Source organism: Bacillus cereus group sp. BfR-BA-01524 (assembly GCF_022662595.1).
Taxonomy (GTDB): domain Bacteria; phylum Bacillota; class Bacilli; order Bacillales; family Bacillaceae_G; genus Bacillus_A; species Bacillus_A thuringiensis_S.
The window spans coordinates 1-16,231 of the sequence record NZ_JAKUDW010000022.1; the positions used below are offsets into that span (position 1 = coordinate 1).

Below are 16,231 nucleotides of genomic sequence, written 5' to 3' on the forward strand. Positions count from 1 at the left end.
TGGGTAATGAACTCTTGTCTTCAAACCAAAAACACCTCCATTGAATTTGCATACTTAGTATGCGAATTCAGGAGGTGTTTTTTTCATGTACCACTATTCGGGTTCACTTCAGAAATAGAGATGTTTTTTTATAGAAATTTTGTCGTTGTTTCATCATAGCGAATAGGATGGTGTGTTATGTCTTGTTTTAATAGTTGCGTGCGTAACGGTTCGTGCATGATGGAAAAATATACAGAGTTTGCTTTTCTCTCTATATCTAAAGCAGCATGGTCAAATGTTTTTGTATGAGTAAGGATTGGAAGTTCAATTTTTTTCTTGTTTTTTGAAAGGTAAGTTTGTCCTTTTTGTGACATGCCTAGCAGGCGGATATATGGTGCATGTTGTTCTATATTTGCGCTACGTATTTCCTCTTTTGTTGTGTTTGTTAAAATGTGTGTACAAGCTCTTTGTAATCTAGTCCATGTATAACGTTTTGTTTTTAATGCTTCCATGAATGAATAGAAGGAGGAACTGTTTTGTATTTTTGATAAAATACGATGCTCTAAACCTTCTTCTATTTCATATATATGTCGTAAGTCCCCTGGAGACATCGTCATGAGTTTATATTTAAAAAATGAAAAGTATTGTTCCCAATTATGTAATATCCCGTAGTTTTGTTTGTAATTTGCTAAAAGCGAAGCGGTTGCCTGTGGGAGAAAAGGTTCAATTGTTGTAAATGATCCTTCTTCGCTAAAGAGTTGTTTTCGAATGCTTGTCGCACTTGCAATATGTTGGTCATTAAATGTTTCATCATGATAATGAGAGGCGAATCTTTTTATAGTTTGAGCTTGTATAGAGCTATTTTGTGACAGAATTGCTTTAATGTATTGGAAGCCTAAAATATTATTTGGTTGTGACATATCTATGTTTTTTTCGGATGTTAAAATGTGTGCAAAAGCATCCGATGTTGCTTTTGCATAACTATTGCCAGCGTCCATGAATTGTTTTACAAGGCAGTTAAAAGTCTCTTCTTCATTTTTTTGTACGGAGATGGTATTATAAAAATTTTCGATTTGTCCATCCTCACTACCGAAACAAATTTCAGAAACATGTAGGGCATTTAAAATGGAAATGGCACCATTTGCGAAGGTTTCAGCCTTTTGTGTTGCAAAGACGTATGGAAGCTCTACAACAAGGTCTACGCCGTTTGCTAAGGCCATTTTAGTGCGATACCATTTGGAAATGAGTGCGGGCTCACCACGCTGTAAAAAAGGACCACTCATAACGGCAATTATTATATCGGATTGTGTTAACTTTTTTGTCTCTTGCACATGATAAAGATGACCGTTATGAAAAGGGTTATATTCAACAACAATACCACTAGCTTTTATGGTAATCTCTCCTTTCGATGTAGCATCTTTTTGAAAAACGTGATACTCTATATATTATTTACTATGATGACTTCATTATAGTGTAAAGAAAAAACATTGACAAATATAAAATGGCTAGCTATAATTTTGTTTGTTGCCTTGAGGTGATATGATATGAAATGGTCCATCCATCAATTGAATAAATTGAGAAATAAAGGATTGACATTGGATGAGATGGTAGATGTAAGTGAGCTAAAAGAGGTCGAGAAAGATATTCGTGAAATTAATCCTGTTCATGTAACGGGAAGAGTTGATTTTGGCTCCGGTAAGTTTACGTTTCATCTACATATAACTGGAAGCATGGTTTTACCATGTTCTCGCTCTTTAGTAGATGTGACATTACCATTTGACATTAAAACAACTGAGGTGTTCCAAACTTCACAAGAAGAATTTGAAACTGAAGCTGAAATTCATTGTTTAGAAGGAGAAGTACTTGACTTACTGCCCGTAATCAAGGAAAATATACTTTTGGAGATTCCAATGCAAATTTTCAGTGATGATGTTTCTGGTGGAGCACCGACGCAAGGTCAAGACTGGCAAGTGATTTCGGAAGAAGACAAAGAAAAGACTGTTGATCCAAGATTGGCAGGACTTGCAAAGTTTTTTGACAAATAATCGGAAGACTGGTTCAGGCCTTCATATGAAAATAACTATTTCTTTTAAGGAGGTGGGAAGAATGGCTGTACCTTTTAGAAGAACTTCTAAAACAGTAAAAAGAAAGCGTCGTACGCATTTCAAATTATCAGTACCTGGTATGGTAGAGTGCCCAAGCTGTGGTGAAGCGAAATTAGCTCACCGTGTATGTAAAGCATGCGGTACTTACAAAGGTAAAGAAGTAATCAGCAAGTAATTGCGGGAAAATAAACGCAGAAGATATCTTCTGCGTTTATTTTTTTTGTCTTAATCTTTAGTTGTTGTATTCTATCTTTTCTAGTAACTGCATATGCTTAATAAAAAATGCATAGGGAGGACTAGAGAAATGGCGACAACAAGACAAGATGCTTGGACTGATGATGAAGATTTGCTTCTGGCAGAAGTAGTACTCCGGCATATTCGAGAAGGTGGAACACAACTTTCTGCCTTTAAGGAAGTGGGGAAAAATTTATCTCGTACACCAGCAGCGTGTGGATTTAGATGGAATTCTTACGTAAGAAAGCAATATAAAGAACGTATTGAGGAAGCGAAGCAACTTCGTAAAGTAGAAAATTATGAAGTGAAAGAGACAAAGGTGTTAGAACCTACGTCAATTACGTTGAATGATGTTATTGATTTCTTGCAAAATTATAAAGATGAAAACTCTTTAACGGTGTTGCAACAACAAGTTGAATCATTACAAACAGAAAGAGAGCGTCTTCTGGAGCGATTATCAGTATATGAGGAAGAGTATAGAACATTGCTTGATTATATCGATCAAAAAAGAAGTGTAATGGTAGCGGAAAGAAACAATGCTCGCTCGACTGAGAAGTTAGAGAAGCTTAAGAAATAAAAAACAGCTGTTATACAGCTGTTTTTTTTTATTTCTTAAGCCGATTCTTCGTTTGTAACCGCATTCAAATTTGTTTCTGGATGCCAAATATAAAAATCTCCATCAGTTACTGATACGGGGCTGAAATTTAATTTATCCCAAAAACCAGCTGAATGAATACGCGCTATCGTTTTAATAGGAAATTGCAGTTGTTTCGCATGATTTACAAGCATTTGTCCGAATCCTTGTTTTTGAAAAGTTGGTAATACTTCAAGTTTATAAAGTTCTAGGTAAGGACCTGTAATTTCGAATGGTTCTCCGCCGTTTCTTTTCATATATAGACTCATACGTGCGATTAGTGATCCGCCATAATAAATACCGTAAAATGGAGATTCACTGTCGTTTTCAATAATGTTTGCTTGTAATTCTTCCAGCATAGATAGTTCCTGGGCTCCGCACCCTTTAAATTTTTTGAATTCATCTAACGTTTTATAATTGATGAGCAAGCGCTCAACTTTTGGGAATCCCATTACATCACATCCTTTTCTTATCTCGTTGAATGCAGAAAAGTAAAAATATTTATAATAATAGTATAACTCATTTTTTTATTTTTATGAAGAAGATAGTATATTTCTTTTATTATTTTTTTGAGGATTTGCTAAACTAAGAGTATAAGTGTATTAATAGGCAGTATATACATAGTGAAAAATGAGAGTGTATTTGTTTGGCAGAGGACAACGAAATTAGAGGGTGTGCTTATGTACTTTAAAAAGATATAAAAAAGGGGGGAGGCAAGGGCGCTTAATGTGAATCCCTTGTGTGAAAATGAAAATTGGAATTGTCGGACCAGGTGCTATTGGTCTATTGTATACATTTTATTTACAAAAAAGTAACCAAGATGTTACGTTGTTTACAAGAACAGCTAAGCAAGCTGAAGAGTTAAATGAAACAGGTATAACTTGTATTAGAGATGGAAGATGTGAAACGGTATATCCAGCTGTTTTACCGCTAGAAAGTATGGTAGCGCAAAATTTAGATTATATATTTATTGCTGTGAAGCAATATCATATAGATGACATACTACCGTTTTTGGAAGGTGCATCATCATTAATCTTTTTGCAAAACGGAATGTCGCACCTTCCAAAGATGCTGCAAATAGGGAGTGAAAATATAGCTGTTGGTATTGTAGAACATGGTGCGAAAAAAGAGGCAGGGCATATCGTTCATCATACTGGAGTAGGTGTAACAAAATTTGGCGTGGTTTGTGGCCAATCTATACATTTTAAAAAAATATTTCATTCTTTTCCTGTTGCTTATTTCCCAGTTCAAATAGAAACGGATTGGGAAGAGATTATGCGCGAAAAATTAGTAGTAAATGTATGTATCAATCCGTTGACAGCGCTATTGGGAGTTAAGAATGGTGAATTAATCACGAATCGCTTTTTTTATCAGATGATGGAGCAAGTGTTTCAGGAGGTCGCATTTCTTATTAGAGAAGAAAAAGCGATGGTATGGCAAATGGTACGAAATGTGTGTGAAGGAACGTCTCGTAATACATCCTCTATGTTAGCGGATGTAAGAGCGAATAGACAGACGGAAATTAATGCGATTGTTGGGTATGTATTAGAAGAGGCTAAGAAACAGCAACGACCAGTTCCGACACTTCAATTTTTGTTCGATGCAATAAAAGGGTTAGAAACAAGAGTATAAGTGTTATTCTTTGCTTTTACGTGAAACATTGACTACAATGTGGATTGGTGAGAGAACTGGATACGAAAGGAAGAATTATATGGAGATAAAAGAAATCTCTGTTCCGCAACAAGGTGTTGTAGCGGACTATATGAACGGTAAAAAAGAGATACAGTCATGTTTTGATTATATGTTAACAGAAGATGCTTTTAAACAACGTTTACATGATTTGCGTGAAAGGGAGTTTTTCCGCCAAGATTTAGTAGCGCATTTATTAGAATATAATACAAAATTACAAGCGGGAGAATCTACACTTCAAAATGCAAAAGCGCTTGGAGATGAAAATACATATGTTGTTATAGCTGGACAACAAGCGGGGTTATTAACTGGACCGCTTTATACAATTCATAAAGTTATTTCAATTTTACAGCTTGCAAAGGAAAAGGAAGAAAGTTTAGGAGTTAAAGTTGTCCCTGTCTTCTGGATTGCGGGTGAAGACCATGATATGGATGAGATTAACCATACTTTTGTAGCGAAAAATAAAAAGATGAAAAAAACTATTTTTTATGATCGTAATCCGAAAAAGGCGAGTGCTTCTGAGTCTGAACTTTCTGTTGAAGATTGTAGAAGTTGGATTGAAGAGATTTTTAAAACATACCCAGAAACAAATTTTACAAAGGATGTATTAAAATTTGTTGATGATGCTTTGAAAAAATCGAATACGTATGTAGATTTCTTTGCTCATCTTATTACGAAAATCTTTGCTAATTCTGGTTTAATCCTTGTTGATTCACATCATCCTGAATTAAGAAAGTTAGAAATTCCATTTTTTAAGCGAATTATAAGTAAGTATAAAGAGGTGCAAGAGGGGCTTCGTAATCAGCAGGAAGTAATTAAAGAACTAGGATACAAACCGATTATTGAAACGAAGTCTCATGCAGTGCATATATTCATGGAAATAGATAATGAACGAGTATTGCTTGAAGAGCATCAAGGTAAGTTTGTTGGAAAGGATGGGGCGCATTCCTTTTCATATGAAGAGTTGATTGAAGAAATGGAGAGAAATCCGGCACGTTTTAGTAATAATGTTGTAACGCGTCCTCTTATGCAAGAGTATGTATTTCCTACGCTCGCATTTATTGGAGGTCCAGGGGAATTAGCTTATTGGAGTGAATTACAACAAGTATTCCATACTGTCGGTTTTCAAATGCCACCTGTCGTTCCTCGTCTTACAATTACTTATGTGGAGAGAGATATAGCGACAGATTTATTCGATCTGCAATTGAGAGAAAGTGATCCGTTTTTAAATGATGTCGATAAACTGCGTGAAAACTGGTTGTCTAATCGAATAGAGGAACCGATTGATGATCATTTTGAAAAGGCGAAAAAAGAAATTGCTGATATTCATACATCTTTACAGCAATTTGTAAAGAAAATAGAGCCAGGGTTAGGTGCGTTTGCAGGGAAAAACGAATTGAAAATTAATGAACAAATTGAACTGCTGGAAAGAATGTTGAAAAGAAATGTTGAGAAAAAGTATGAGGTTCAACTAAATAAATTCCGCCGTATACAATTCGCACTTCGTCCATTAGGTGTGCCGCAAGAACGTGTGTGGAATGTATGTTATTATTTAAATCAGTTTGGTTTGGATTTCGTTGATCGTGTAATGGAAAACCCTTTTTCTTGGGACGGAAAACATCATGTTATAAAACTATAAAATCTTGCTCTTTGGAGCAGGATTTTATTTTTATTCCGTTGAATTTACTGTGAAGTGATTTTTTTCTGAATTATCAATCAAAAAAAGTGTTGGATATGGTAATTTTGTTGGATACTTAAATATATGACAAAATAGCACAAAATGTAAACGTATTATTCGCTTTTTCGACAGTTTTTTATTTAAATTCCCGCAAAAGATGATAAAATTTAGTATATAATAAAAGAAAATAGCGATTTGTATAGTATGTTGCCTTTGTTGGTAAGTTAAATGAGTCGTTCTTTCGTATTATTTCATTCTCTAAGCGTGAAATATGTGCTTAGAGGAAGGGATACATTCAACATAATTAATTGGAAAAAGAGTAGGTGCAACAATGTTTAAACACGTAACAGTGCTTTTAAAGGAAACAGTAGACGGCTTAGATATAAAGCCAGATGGTACATATGTAGATTGTACACTGGGGGGAGGAGGACATAGTTCTTATTTATTATCCCAATTAACTGAAGGTGGAAAATTAATAGCGTTTGATCAAGATGAGATAGCGATTCAAAACGCGAAAGAAAAGTTCTCTTCATACGGTGAACAGTTTATAACAGTAAAGAGTAACTTCCGTTATTTAGCTGAAAAACTGCAAGAAATAGGTATAACAGAAGTAGACGGTATTTTATTTGATTTAGGTGTTTCATCCCCACAATTAGATACACCAGAGCGAGGCTTTAGTTATCATCATGATGCACCGTTAGATATGCGGATGGATCAAGATGCCCCATTAACAGCATATGATGTTGTAAATAGCTGGTCATATGAACAACTTGTAAGGATTTTCTTCCAATACGGTGAAGAGAAATTTTCAAAACAAATTGCAAGAAAAATTGAAGCTTATCGTGAGAATAAAGTTATTGAAACGACAGGAGAATTAGTAGAGCTAATTAAAGAAGGTATTCCGGCTCCTGCTCGTAGAACTGGTGGGCATCCTGCTAAGCGAGTGTTTCAGGCAATTCGTATAGCTGTAAATGATGAATTAAAAGTATTTGAAGAAGCATTGGAATCTGCTATTGAGATGGTTAAACCAGGTGGAAGGGTTAGTGTTATAACATTCCATTCATTAGAAGATCGCATTTGTAAAACAACGTTTAAGCGAAATAGTACAACGCCACAATTGCCGCCAGGATTACCGATTATTCCTGATGAATTTAAACCGAAATTAAAGCTTATTACAAGAAAACCGATTTTACCTTCTGATATAGAGCTAGAAGAAAATAATCGTGCGCGTTCTGCGAAGTTGAGAATCGCTGAAAAACGATAAAAGGGAGAGAGAGGTATGACTAATTTAGCTGTAAAGTACAAACAACAAGCGCAAGAAGAGGTGCAAATTCAAACGCCCCCACAGCAGATGGCTAAGCCGAAGGTTAAAGCGAAAATTACAAGAATCGAAAAAATGTTGTATGTAGCGTTTATTGGCTTTTTATTGTATGCCTGTGTCGCGTTTATTGGAAATAAAGCAGGCCTTTATCAAGTTAATGTAGAAGCAGCGACGATAGAAGAAAAAATTGTACAGCAGCAAAAAGAAAATCAAGAATTACAAGCTGAAGTAGAGAAGTTAAGTCGCTATGAACGAATCGCTGAAGTTGCAAAAAAACACGGGCTAGAAATTAATGCGAATAATGTGAAAGGCCTCAAATAAGGCAATAGGTGTGAAGGAAAGATGAAGAAGAATATGACTAAATTTCATACCAATAAGGGAGCAGGTTATTTTATGATATTTTTCCTCCTGCTCTTTTTGCTGTTATTAGCCCGATTTTTTTACATACAATCAACAGGAACAGTGCATAATCAAGATTTAGATGCACTTGCTAAACAAAAGCATAGTAAAAAAGGAGTTCTTGAAGCGAACCGAGGCACCATTTATGATCAAAATGGTCATGTGTTAGCGCAAGACGCAAACTCTTATAAAATAGTAGCTGCGCTAAAAGGTGCTAACTCTGTTGAGAATAAAGAAGATACTGCAAAGAAAATTGCAGGAGTACTTGGAAAAGGCGAAGAGGATATTTTAGCTTCCTTGAATAAGGAAGGTAGAAGTCAAGTCGAATTTGGAACGTTAGGTAAGGATTTGACGAAAGAAAAGAAGGAACAAATAGAAGCGTTGAAGTTGCCGGGAATATCTTTTATTACAGAAAATGCAAGGGTGTATCCAAACGGTGATTTTGCATCTTACGTTATAGGTCATGCAAAACCAAATGAGAATGGGACCTCGGTAGGTCAATTTGGTATAGAGAAAAGCTTGGATAAATATTTAAGTGCTTCTAACGGAGAAGTAGCATATACAGGTGATCGTAAAGGTGTATCCCTTGATGGTGGAAAAGTTAACGTAAAGGCACCTAAAAATGGAGATAACGCGTATTTAACAATTGATCAACGTGTCCAAAGTTATTTAGAAGACGCGATGAAAGCAGCAAGTAAGCAATATGAGCCAGAAAGTTTAATAGGGATTGTTGCAGATCCGAAAACTGGAAAAATATTAGCGATGTCTACTAAACCTAGTTATGACCCTAATGATCGTCAAATTAAATATTTCTTCAATGATGCAATCGCAAATGCATTTGAACCTGGATCAACAATGAAAATTTTTACGTTAGCGGCAGCTATTAATGAAGGTGTGTACAAAGGACAAGATTATTATCAGTCTGGGACATATCAAGTCGGAAATAGGAAAATAAAAGACCATAACGGTGGTGCTGGTTGGGGTTCTATCACCTTTGATGAAGGGGTAGAGCGTTCTTCAAACGTAGCGTTTGCAATTTTAGGAGACCAAAAACTTGGTCCAGAACGTTTCCGAAAATATATTCATAGTTTTGGATTAGATGAAAAAACGAACATTGATTTATCAGGTGAAGGATCGAATACAATTTTATTCGATCAGCAAATACAACAAGTGACAACAGCTTTTGGACAAGGTTCCACTGTAACACCAATTCAGCTTGTACAAGCTGCAACGGCCATTGCAAATGATGGGAAAATGATGAAACCTTATGCAATTGATAAAATTGTAGATCCGATAACAGGGAAAGTGAAATTAGAACATAAGCCAGAAGAAGTAGGAAAACCTGTTACAAAGGAAACAGCAGCGCAAGTAAGACAGTTATTAGAACGCGTTGTTACATCTCCGAAAGGTACAGGGACAGCTTATAAAATTGATGGATATTCAGTTGGTGGTAAGACAGGAACAGCGCAAATTCCGGATGGAAAAGGCGGCTATATGACAGGAAGACAGAATTATATATTCTCATTCTTAGGTATGGCACCAATGGACGACCCACAACTTGTTGTGTATGTAGCTGTTAAACAGCCGAAATTAAAAGATGATGAGAACGGTGCACAGCCTTTAGCTGATATTTTTAAATATGTAACAAAAAATAGTTTAGAGTATTTAAAGATTAAGCCAAATGAAGTGAAAGACCCGAAAAAACATCTGAAAGAGCAACAAACTACTGTTCCAGATGTAACTGGTAAAACGATGGCTGAAGCGGGGAAAGCAATTGATAAAGCAAAACTTCGTCCAATCGTATTAGGTGAAGGGAAAGTACAGCAACAAGTACCAAAAGCGACTGAACAAACATTGAAAGGTGACCGAGTCTTCTTGGTAGGAGATAAGCCTACAATGCCAAATATACAAGGATGGGCATTACGTGATGTTATGAATTTAGCGAAGACATTACAGCTTAACTTGAAGCCTTCTGGTACTGGATACGTAACAGAACAAAGTGTGGCGGAAGGAACGTTATTACAACCTGGTATAGAATTAGGTGTCACACTCGTACCGCCACTCGAACCACAACAAGAAGCAGAAAAGCCGTAATGGTAAAAGAGAAGAAGTTCTAATTAAATAAGTACAAGCATATATTGGAACAAGCTAGGCGTAAGGGAGGCTTGTTCCGATATGCGTGTATCAAATGTAACAGTTAGAAAACGACTTATTTTTATACTTATATCAGGTATACTTATTTTCACTATTATCGATATTCGTCTTGGATATGTGCAATTTTTTCTTGGGAATATGTTAACGGATCGTGCGAAAGATTCATGGAGTCGTAATATTACTTTTGAACCCGAACGTGGGAAGATTTTAGACCGAAATGGTGTGGAACTTGCCACGAATAAAAGTGCTCCAACTGTCTTTGTTGTACCGAGGCAAATTGAAAAACCAGCAGAGACTGCAGAGAAGTTAGCTGCAGTATTAGGTGTGGAAAAAGATGAGATTTATAAAAGGATTACAAAAAAAGAATCGATTGTAAGGTTAGATAAAGGCGGAAGGAAAATATCACATGACAAAGCGAAAGAAGTACGAGGATTAAGTTTGAAGGGCGTGTATATCGCAGAAGATTCTATCCGGTACTATCCATTTGGAAACTTTTTATCACATGTATTAGGTTTTGCAGGTAGCGATAACCAAGGTCTTATGGGACTAGAAAAATATTATGATAAAGAGCTAAATGGGGACAAAGGTCATGTGCGTTTTTTTGCAGATGCGAAAGGACAAAGGATGCCTAATGTTGGGGATGATTTCAAAAAACCAGAAGCCGGTTTAAATTTAGGATTAACAATCGATGCGCGTATTACAAGGATTATGGAAAGAGAAATGAATATTGCGGAGTCAACTTATAATCCAGACGGTATGATTGCAATTGCAATGAATCCTAAAAATGGTGAAATTTTAGGTATGTCTAGTCGGCCGAGTTTTGATCCAGCGGATTTTCAAAGTGTCTCTCCAGAAGTGTATAACAGAAATCTACCTGTGTGGAGTACGTATGAGCCTGGTTCAACATTTAAGATCATTACACTAGCTGCAGCATTGAATGAAAATTTAGTAGACTTAGAGAAGGATACGTTTTATGATGATGGAGCAGCTGAAGTCGGTGGAGCTAGATTGAAATGCTGGAAAGCAGGAGGTCATGGCAGTCAAACGTTTTTAGAAGTCGTTCAAAACTCATGTAACCCGGGATTTATTGAACTTGGTGATCGCCTTGGTAAAGACCGATTATTTAAATACATTCGTAATTTCGGCTTTGGACAGAAAACAGGAATTGACTTGCAAGGTGAAGGCAGTGGGATTTTATTTAATTTAGATAAAGTTGGTCCAGTAGAGCAAGCAACAACTTCATTCGGCCAAGGGGTTTCTGTTACACCAATTCAACAAGTGGCAGCTGTAGCGGCGGCTGTAAATGGTGGAACATTGTACCAGCCGTATATAGCTAAGGAATTTATTGATCCGGAAAATAATCAAGTTGTTAGTAAAAAGACACCTGTTGAGAAAAGAAAAGTTATTTCCAAGGAAACTTCAGAAAAAGTTCGTTATGCATTAGAGAATGTTGTAGCGAAAGGTTCTGGTAAAGGAGCTTATATTGATGGATATCGTGTAGGTGGAAAAACGGGTACTGCTCAAAAGGTGAAAGATGGTAAATATTTAGAGAATAATTATATAGTATCTTTTATCGGATTTGCTCCAGCGGATGATCCAGAGATTGTTGTGTATGTTGCTGTTGATAATCCGAAAGGAGTTACACAGTTTGGTGGAGTGGTAGCAGCTCCAATTGTCGGGAATATCCTTCGAGATGCGCTTCCTGTTATGGGAGTGAAACCGAGAAAAGAACAAGTTGAGAAAGAATATAAATGGGGCGATACACCAACTGTGGAAGTTCCGAATTTAATTGGAATGAAAAAGAAAGACTTACAAACACAACTCGTCGATTTGAAGCTTGATATAAGTGGAGATGGAGAGAAAGTAATTAAGCAATCACCAGAAGCGGGAGCTAAAGTAAAAGAAGGCTCAAAAATTAGAATTTACTTCGGGAATTAAAGGTAACATAGTACGTTTTATGGTACAATTGGTGGAAGTGAGTTCTTTATAGAACAGTTACTTAATTTGAGACAATAAGTGTCTCATTCATAAATAGGCCAGTAGCACTTACCTCCTTATATAGGAGGTAATGTGTTGCTTACTGAAAAAAAGATAAATAAACAATGTAGAGAGGGTTTAGTGAAATGAAGTTGCATACACTTTTATCATGTTTGCATGATTTTCCAGTTGTTCCAAAAGAAAATCCAGAAATCACATCTATAGAAGCTGATTCACGTAAAGTGAAAGAAGGAAGCTTATTTGTATGTATGAAAGGATATACGGTTGATAGCCATGATTTTGCTAAGCAAGCAGCGGCACAAGGGGCGGCTGCTATTGTTGCGGAAAGACCAATTGATGTTGACGTTCCAGTTGTACTTGTGAAAAATACTTTTCGTTCGTTAGCGGTTTTAGCTGATTATTTTTATGGTCAACCGACACACAAGTTACATTTAATCGGAATTACAGGTACAAATGGAAAGACAACAACATCGCATATTATGGATGAGATTATGCGAGCACATGGTCATAAAACAGGGCTAATTGGAACGATTAATATGAAAATCGGTGATGAAACATTTGAGGTGAAAAATACAACACCAGATGCACTAACACTTCAACAGACGTTTTCAAAAATGGTTGAACAAGGTGTGGACAGCACGGTAATGGAAGTTTCGTCACATGCGTTAGATCTTGGGCGTGTACATGGATGTGATTACGATGTAGCGGTGTTTACGAATTTAACACAAGATCATTTAGACTATCATAAAACGATGGAAGAATATAAACATGCAAAAGGGTTACTATTTGCACAGCTTGGCAATAGTTATAATCATAATCGTGAAAAGTACGCTGTGCTGAATAGCGATGATAATGTAACAGAAGAGTATATGAGAAGTACTGCAGCAACAGTTGTAACATATGGTATTGACACAACAAGTGACATTATGGCCAAAAATATCGTTATGACGAGTGGCGGGACTACATTTACGCTTGTCACACCGTATGAAAGTGTAAATGTTACGATGAAATTAATAGGTAAATTTAATGTATATAACGTACTTGCAGCAACAGCAGCAGGACTTGTTTCGGGTGTGAAATTAGAAACAATCATTGCTGTTATAAAGGAACTAGCTGGGGTTCCAGGACGCTTTGAAGTTGTTGATGGCGGACAAAATTATACAGTTATTGTTGATTATGCACATACGCCGGATAGTTTAGAAAATGTATTAAAAACTGCAAAACAATTTGCAAAAGGTGATGTGTATTGTATCGTTGGTTGTGGCGGCGATAGGGATCGAACGAAGAGACCGATAATGGCAAGTGTTGCAACGAAATATGCAACTCATGCAATTTATACATCAGATAATCCAAGAAGTGAAGATCCAGCGGCTATTTTAGATGATATGGTACATGGTGCAAGTGGGAATAATTATGAAGTGATTATTGATAGAAAAGAAGCAATACACCATGCAATTGCTAAAGTGAAAGCAGATGATATCATTATTATTGCTGGTAAGGGTCATGAAACGTATCAAATTATTGGTAAAGAAGTTCATCATTTTGATGATCGTGAAGTTGCTAAAGAAGCAATTATAGGGCGTTTAAACAACGAAGAGTAACAACGTGAGAGGAGGACTACATGTGCTTGAGCAAGGTTTATTAGTAACGGCTGGGGTAGCATTCTTAATTTCTGTTGCCCTTTCGCCATTGTTTATTCCATTTTTAAGAAAATTAAAGTTCGGACAGAGTATTCGTGATGAGGGACCAAAGTCACATCAAAAAAAATCAGGGACACCGACAATGGGTGGTATCGTCATATACGTATCTATGATGGTAACTTCACTTATTATGGCGATTAAGTTTAATTATTTAGGTGCAGAGGTTTCGTTATTACTATTAGTGACATTTGGTTACGGGTTGATCGGATTTTTAGATGACTACATAAAGGTAGTTAAGAAGAGAAATCTTGGTTTAACATCAAAACAAAAATTAGTAGGTCAGCTTGTTATTGCTATTGCGTTCTTTTTAATTGGAAAAGGGCAAGCGTTCCACACATACATCATGATTCCGGGAACGGATGTTAAGTTTGAATTAGGTTGGGCGTATTTTGTACTTGTACTATTTATGCTTATTGGTGGATCAAATGCAGTTAACTTAACTGATGGTTTAGATGGTTTATTATCAGGAACAGCGGCTATTGCATTTGGAGCATTTAGTATTATTGCTGTGGCACAAGAGCAATTTGGAGTAGCGATATTCTGTATGGCAGTTGTAGGAGCTGTACTTGGATTTTTAGTATTCAATGCGAATCCAGCAAAAGTGTTTATGGGAGATACAGGTTCATTAGCTTTAGGTGGAGCCATTGCAGCTGTAGCGATTTTATTAAAACAAGAATTGCTACTTGTAATTATTGGCGGAGTATTCGTAATGGAAACTTTATCGGTTATTATTCAGGTCATTTCATTTAAAACAACAGGAAAACGTGTCTTTAAAATGAGTCCATTACATCATCATTATGAATTATGTGGTTGGTCAGAGTGGCGTGTTGTTGTGACGTTTTGGTCTGCAGGATTTTTATTAGCTGTGTTAGGAATTTATATCGGGGTGTGGATGTAATTGAAAACTGTAACTGAATTTCAAAATAAGAATATTCTTGTATTAGGCATTGCAAAAAGTGGTTATGCAGCAGCTACATTGTTACAAAAGTTAGGGGCAAATGTTATTGTAAATGACGGAAAACCTTTAGCAGACAATGTACTTGCTGCAGAATTACAAGCAAAAGGAATGGACGTTGTATGCGGTGGTCATCCTTTAGAATTATTAGAGAGAAATATTTCTCTTGTAGTAAAAAATCCAGGAATTCCGTATTCTAATCCAATATTAGTTGCTGCGAAAGAAAAGCAAATTCCAATTGTTACGGAAGTTGAATTAGCATATCGTATTTCAAAAGCACCATTTGTTGGGATTACGGGGTCTAACGGTAAAACGACGACGACAATGCTTACATTTGAAATGCTAAAAGAAGGACAAAAGCATCCTGTAATTGCAGGGAACATTGGAACAGTAGCGTGTGAAGTAGCACAGGATGCAAAAGAAAATGAAGTTATAGTTACAGAACTTTCATCATTCCAATTGATGGGAGTAGAATCGTTCCAACCTAAAATTGCAGCGTTCTTAAACTTATTTGAAGCCCACTTAGATTATCATGGGACGAAGAAGGAATATGGTTTAGCAAAAGCAAATATTTTTAAAAACCAAACAGAAAACGACTATAGTGTAATAAATGCGGATGATGCAGACGTGATGGCTTTATCTGCGGATACTAAAGGCCAAAAAATCCTGTTTTCGACAACGAAAGAAATTGAAGATGGCGCGTGTATAAAAGACAACGCTCTTTATTTCAAAGGTGAAAAAGTTGTTGAAGTAAGCGATATCGTTTTACCTGGTCAACATAATCTAGAAAATATTTTAGCTGCGATGAGTATTGCGAAATTATTAGGTACTTCTAATGAAGCAATTACGGTAGTGTTAAAACGTTTTACGGGTGTAAAACATCGATTAGAATATGTAACAACGATTAACAACCGTAAGTTTTATAATGATTCAAAAGCAACGAATATGTTAGCGACTGAGAAAGCATTATCTGCGTTTACACAACCGATTGTGTTACTAGCAGGTGGGCTTGATCGCGGAAATGAATTCGATGATTTAATTCCGTATTTCAAAAATGTAAAAGCGATTGTAACATTTGGACAAACAGCTCCCAAACTAGTAAGAGCGGCAGAAAAAGCGGGATTAGATATAATTGAAAGTGTCGATACTTTAGATGAAGCAGTGGTGAAAGCTTATGCTCATTCTAAAGATGGTGATGTTGTTCTTCTTTCTCCAGCGTGTGCAAGCTGGGATCAATTTAAAACATTTGAAGAAAGAGGAGACATTTTTATACAAGCTGTGCATAAACTTATATAAAGTAAATCAAAACATCAGTAGGCTAACACCTACTGATGTTTTGTTACATAGGGCAAAAGGTTCTGCCTAAAGAGGTGGTGTTTGTGGGT

General features: G+C 36.2%; 14 protein-coding genes. 12 read left to right on the top strand and 2 right to left on the bottom strand.

Going from position 1 to position 16,231, the window contains the following annotated elements; translation table 11 throughout:
- Window positions 1–128: 128 nt before the first annotated feature.
- Window positions 129–1,310 (bottom strand): nucleotidyltransferase, encoded by a 1,182-nt coding sequence (locus MR170_RS10100; protein ID WP_242308193.1) that lies wholly within the window; start codon window positions 1,308–1,310, stop codon window positions 129–131.
- A gap of 213 nt (window positions 1,311–1,523) precedes the next feature.
- Here MR170_RS10100 and MR170_RS10105 point away from each other — a divergent pair, with 213 nt between their 5' ends.
- The 3 genes from MR170_RS10105 to MR170_RS10115 all read left to right on the top strand — a co-directional run bounded on the left by MR170_RS10105 (window position 1,524) and on the right by MR170_RS10115 (window position 2,895).
- Window positions 1,524–2,024, top strand: a complete 501-nt coding sequence (locus MR170_RS10105; RefSeq protein ID WP_000872146.1) for a YceD family protein — start codon at window positions 1,524–1,526, stop codon at window positions 2,022–2,024.
- A 61-nt stretch (window positions 2,025–2,085) separates the two neighbouring features.
- Complete coding sequence (gene rpmF, locus MR170_RS10110; RefSeq protein WP_001984764.1) at window positions 2,086–2,259, top strand: 50S ribosomal protein L32; 174 nt, start codon at window positions 2,086–2,088, stop codon at window positions 2,257–2,259.
- 129 nt (window positions 2,260–2,388) lie between these two features.
- Window positions 2,389–2,895: an RsfA family transcriptional regulator gene (locus MR170_RS10115; RefSeq protein ID WP_000246469.1), complete on the top strand. Its 507-nt coding sequence runs from the start codon at window positions 2,389–2,391 to the stop codon at window positions 2,893–2,895.
- A 35-nt stretch (window positions 2,896–2,930) separates the two neighbouring features.
- Here MR170_RS10115 and MR170_RS10120 read toward each other — a convergent pair whose 3' ends face one another.
- Window positions 2,931–3,404: an N-acetyltransferase gene (locus MR170_RS10120; protein ID WP_000506690.1), complete on the bottom strand. Its 474-nt coding sequence runs from the start codon at window positions 3,402–3,404 to the stop codon at window positions 2,931–2,933.
- 295 nt (window positions 3,405–3,699) lie between these two features.
- Here MR170_RS10120 and panE point away from each other — a divergent pair, with 295 nt between their 5' ends.
- The 9 genes from panE to murD all read left to right on the top strand — a co-directional run bounded on the left by panE (window position 3,700) and on the right by murD (window position 16,142).
- Entirely contained in the window at window positions 3,700–4,584 is an 885-nt protein-coding gene (panE, locus tag MR170_RS10125; protein WP_042969062.1) for a 2-dehydropantoate 2-reductase, read from the top strand.
- A 79-nt stretch (window positions 4,585–4,663) separates the two neighbouring features.
- Complete coding sequence (bshC, locus tag MR170_RS10130; protein WP_242308195.1) at window positions 4,664–6,280, top strand: bacillithiol biosynthesis cysteine-adding enzyme BshC; 1,617 nt, start codon at window positions 4,664–4,666, stop codon at window positions 6,278–6,280.
- Window positions 6,281–6,650: 370 nt separating this feature from the next.
- Window positions 6,651–7,583: a 16S rRNA (cytosine(1402)-N(4))-methyltransferase RsmH gene (rsmH, locus tag MR170_RS10135; protein WP_242308197.1), complete on the top strand. Its 933-nt coding sequence runs from the start codon at window positions 6,651–6,653 to the stop codon at window positions 7,581–7,583.
- Between the two features lie 15 nt (window positions 7,584–7,598).
- The gene (gene ftsL / locus MR170_RS10140; RefSeq protein ID WP_016080471.1) at window positions 7,599–7,961 is read left to right on the top strand and encodes a cell division protein FtsL; all 363 of its coding nucleotides are present in this window, start codon (window positions 7,599–7,601) and stop codon (window positions 7,959–7,961) included.
- 21 nt (window positions 7,962–7,982) lie between these two features.
- On the top strand, window positions 7,983–10,133 hold the full coding sequence (locus MR170_RS10145) for a penicillin-binding protein (RefSeq protein ID WP_481746781.1): 2,151 nt from the start codon (window positions 7,983–7,985) through the stop codon (window positions 10,131–10,133).
- An 81-nt stretch (window positions 10,134–10,214) separates the two neighbouring features.
- Complete coding sequence (locus MR170_RS10150) at window positions 10,215–12,131, top strand: stage V sporulation protein D (protein WP_016080473.1); 1,917 nt, start codon at window positions 10,215–10,217, stop codon at window positions 12,129–12,131.
- A gap of 185 nt (window positions 12,132–12,316) precedes the next feature.
- Entirely contained in the window at window positions 12,317–13,792 is a 1,476-nt protein-coding gene (gene murE, locus MR170_RS10155) for a UDP-N-acetylmuramoyl-L-alanyl-D-glutamate--2,6-diaminopimelate ligase (protein WP_016080474.1), read from the top strand.
- A gap of 22 nt (window positions 13,793–13,814) precedes the next feature.
- The gene (gene mraY, locus MR170_RS10160) at window positions 13,815–14,789 is read left to right on the top strand and encodes a phospho-N-acetylmuramoyl-pentapeptide-transferase (protein ID WP_000893060.1); all 975 of its coding nucleotides are present in this window, start codon (window positions 13,815–13,817) and stop codon (window positions 14,787–14,789) included.
- Window positions 14,790–16,142 (top strand): UDP-N-acetylmuramoyl-L-alanine--D-glutamate ligase, encoded by a 1,353-nt coding sequence (gene murD, locus MR170_RS10165; RefSeq protein WP_016080475.1) that lies wholly within the window; start codon window positions 14,790–14,792, stop codon window positions 16,140–16,142.
- Window positions 16,143–16,231 lie beyond the last annotated feature (89 nt).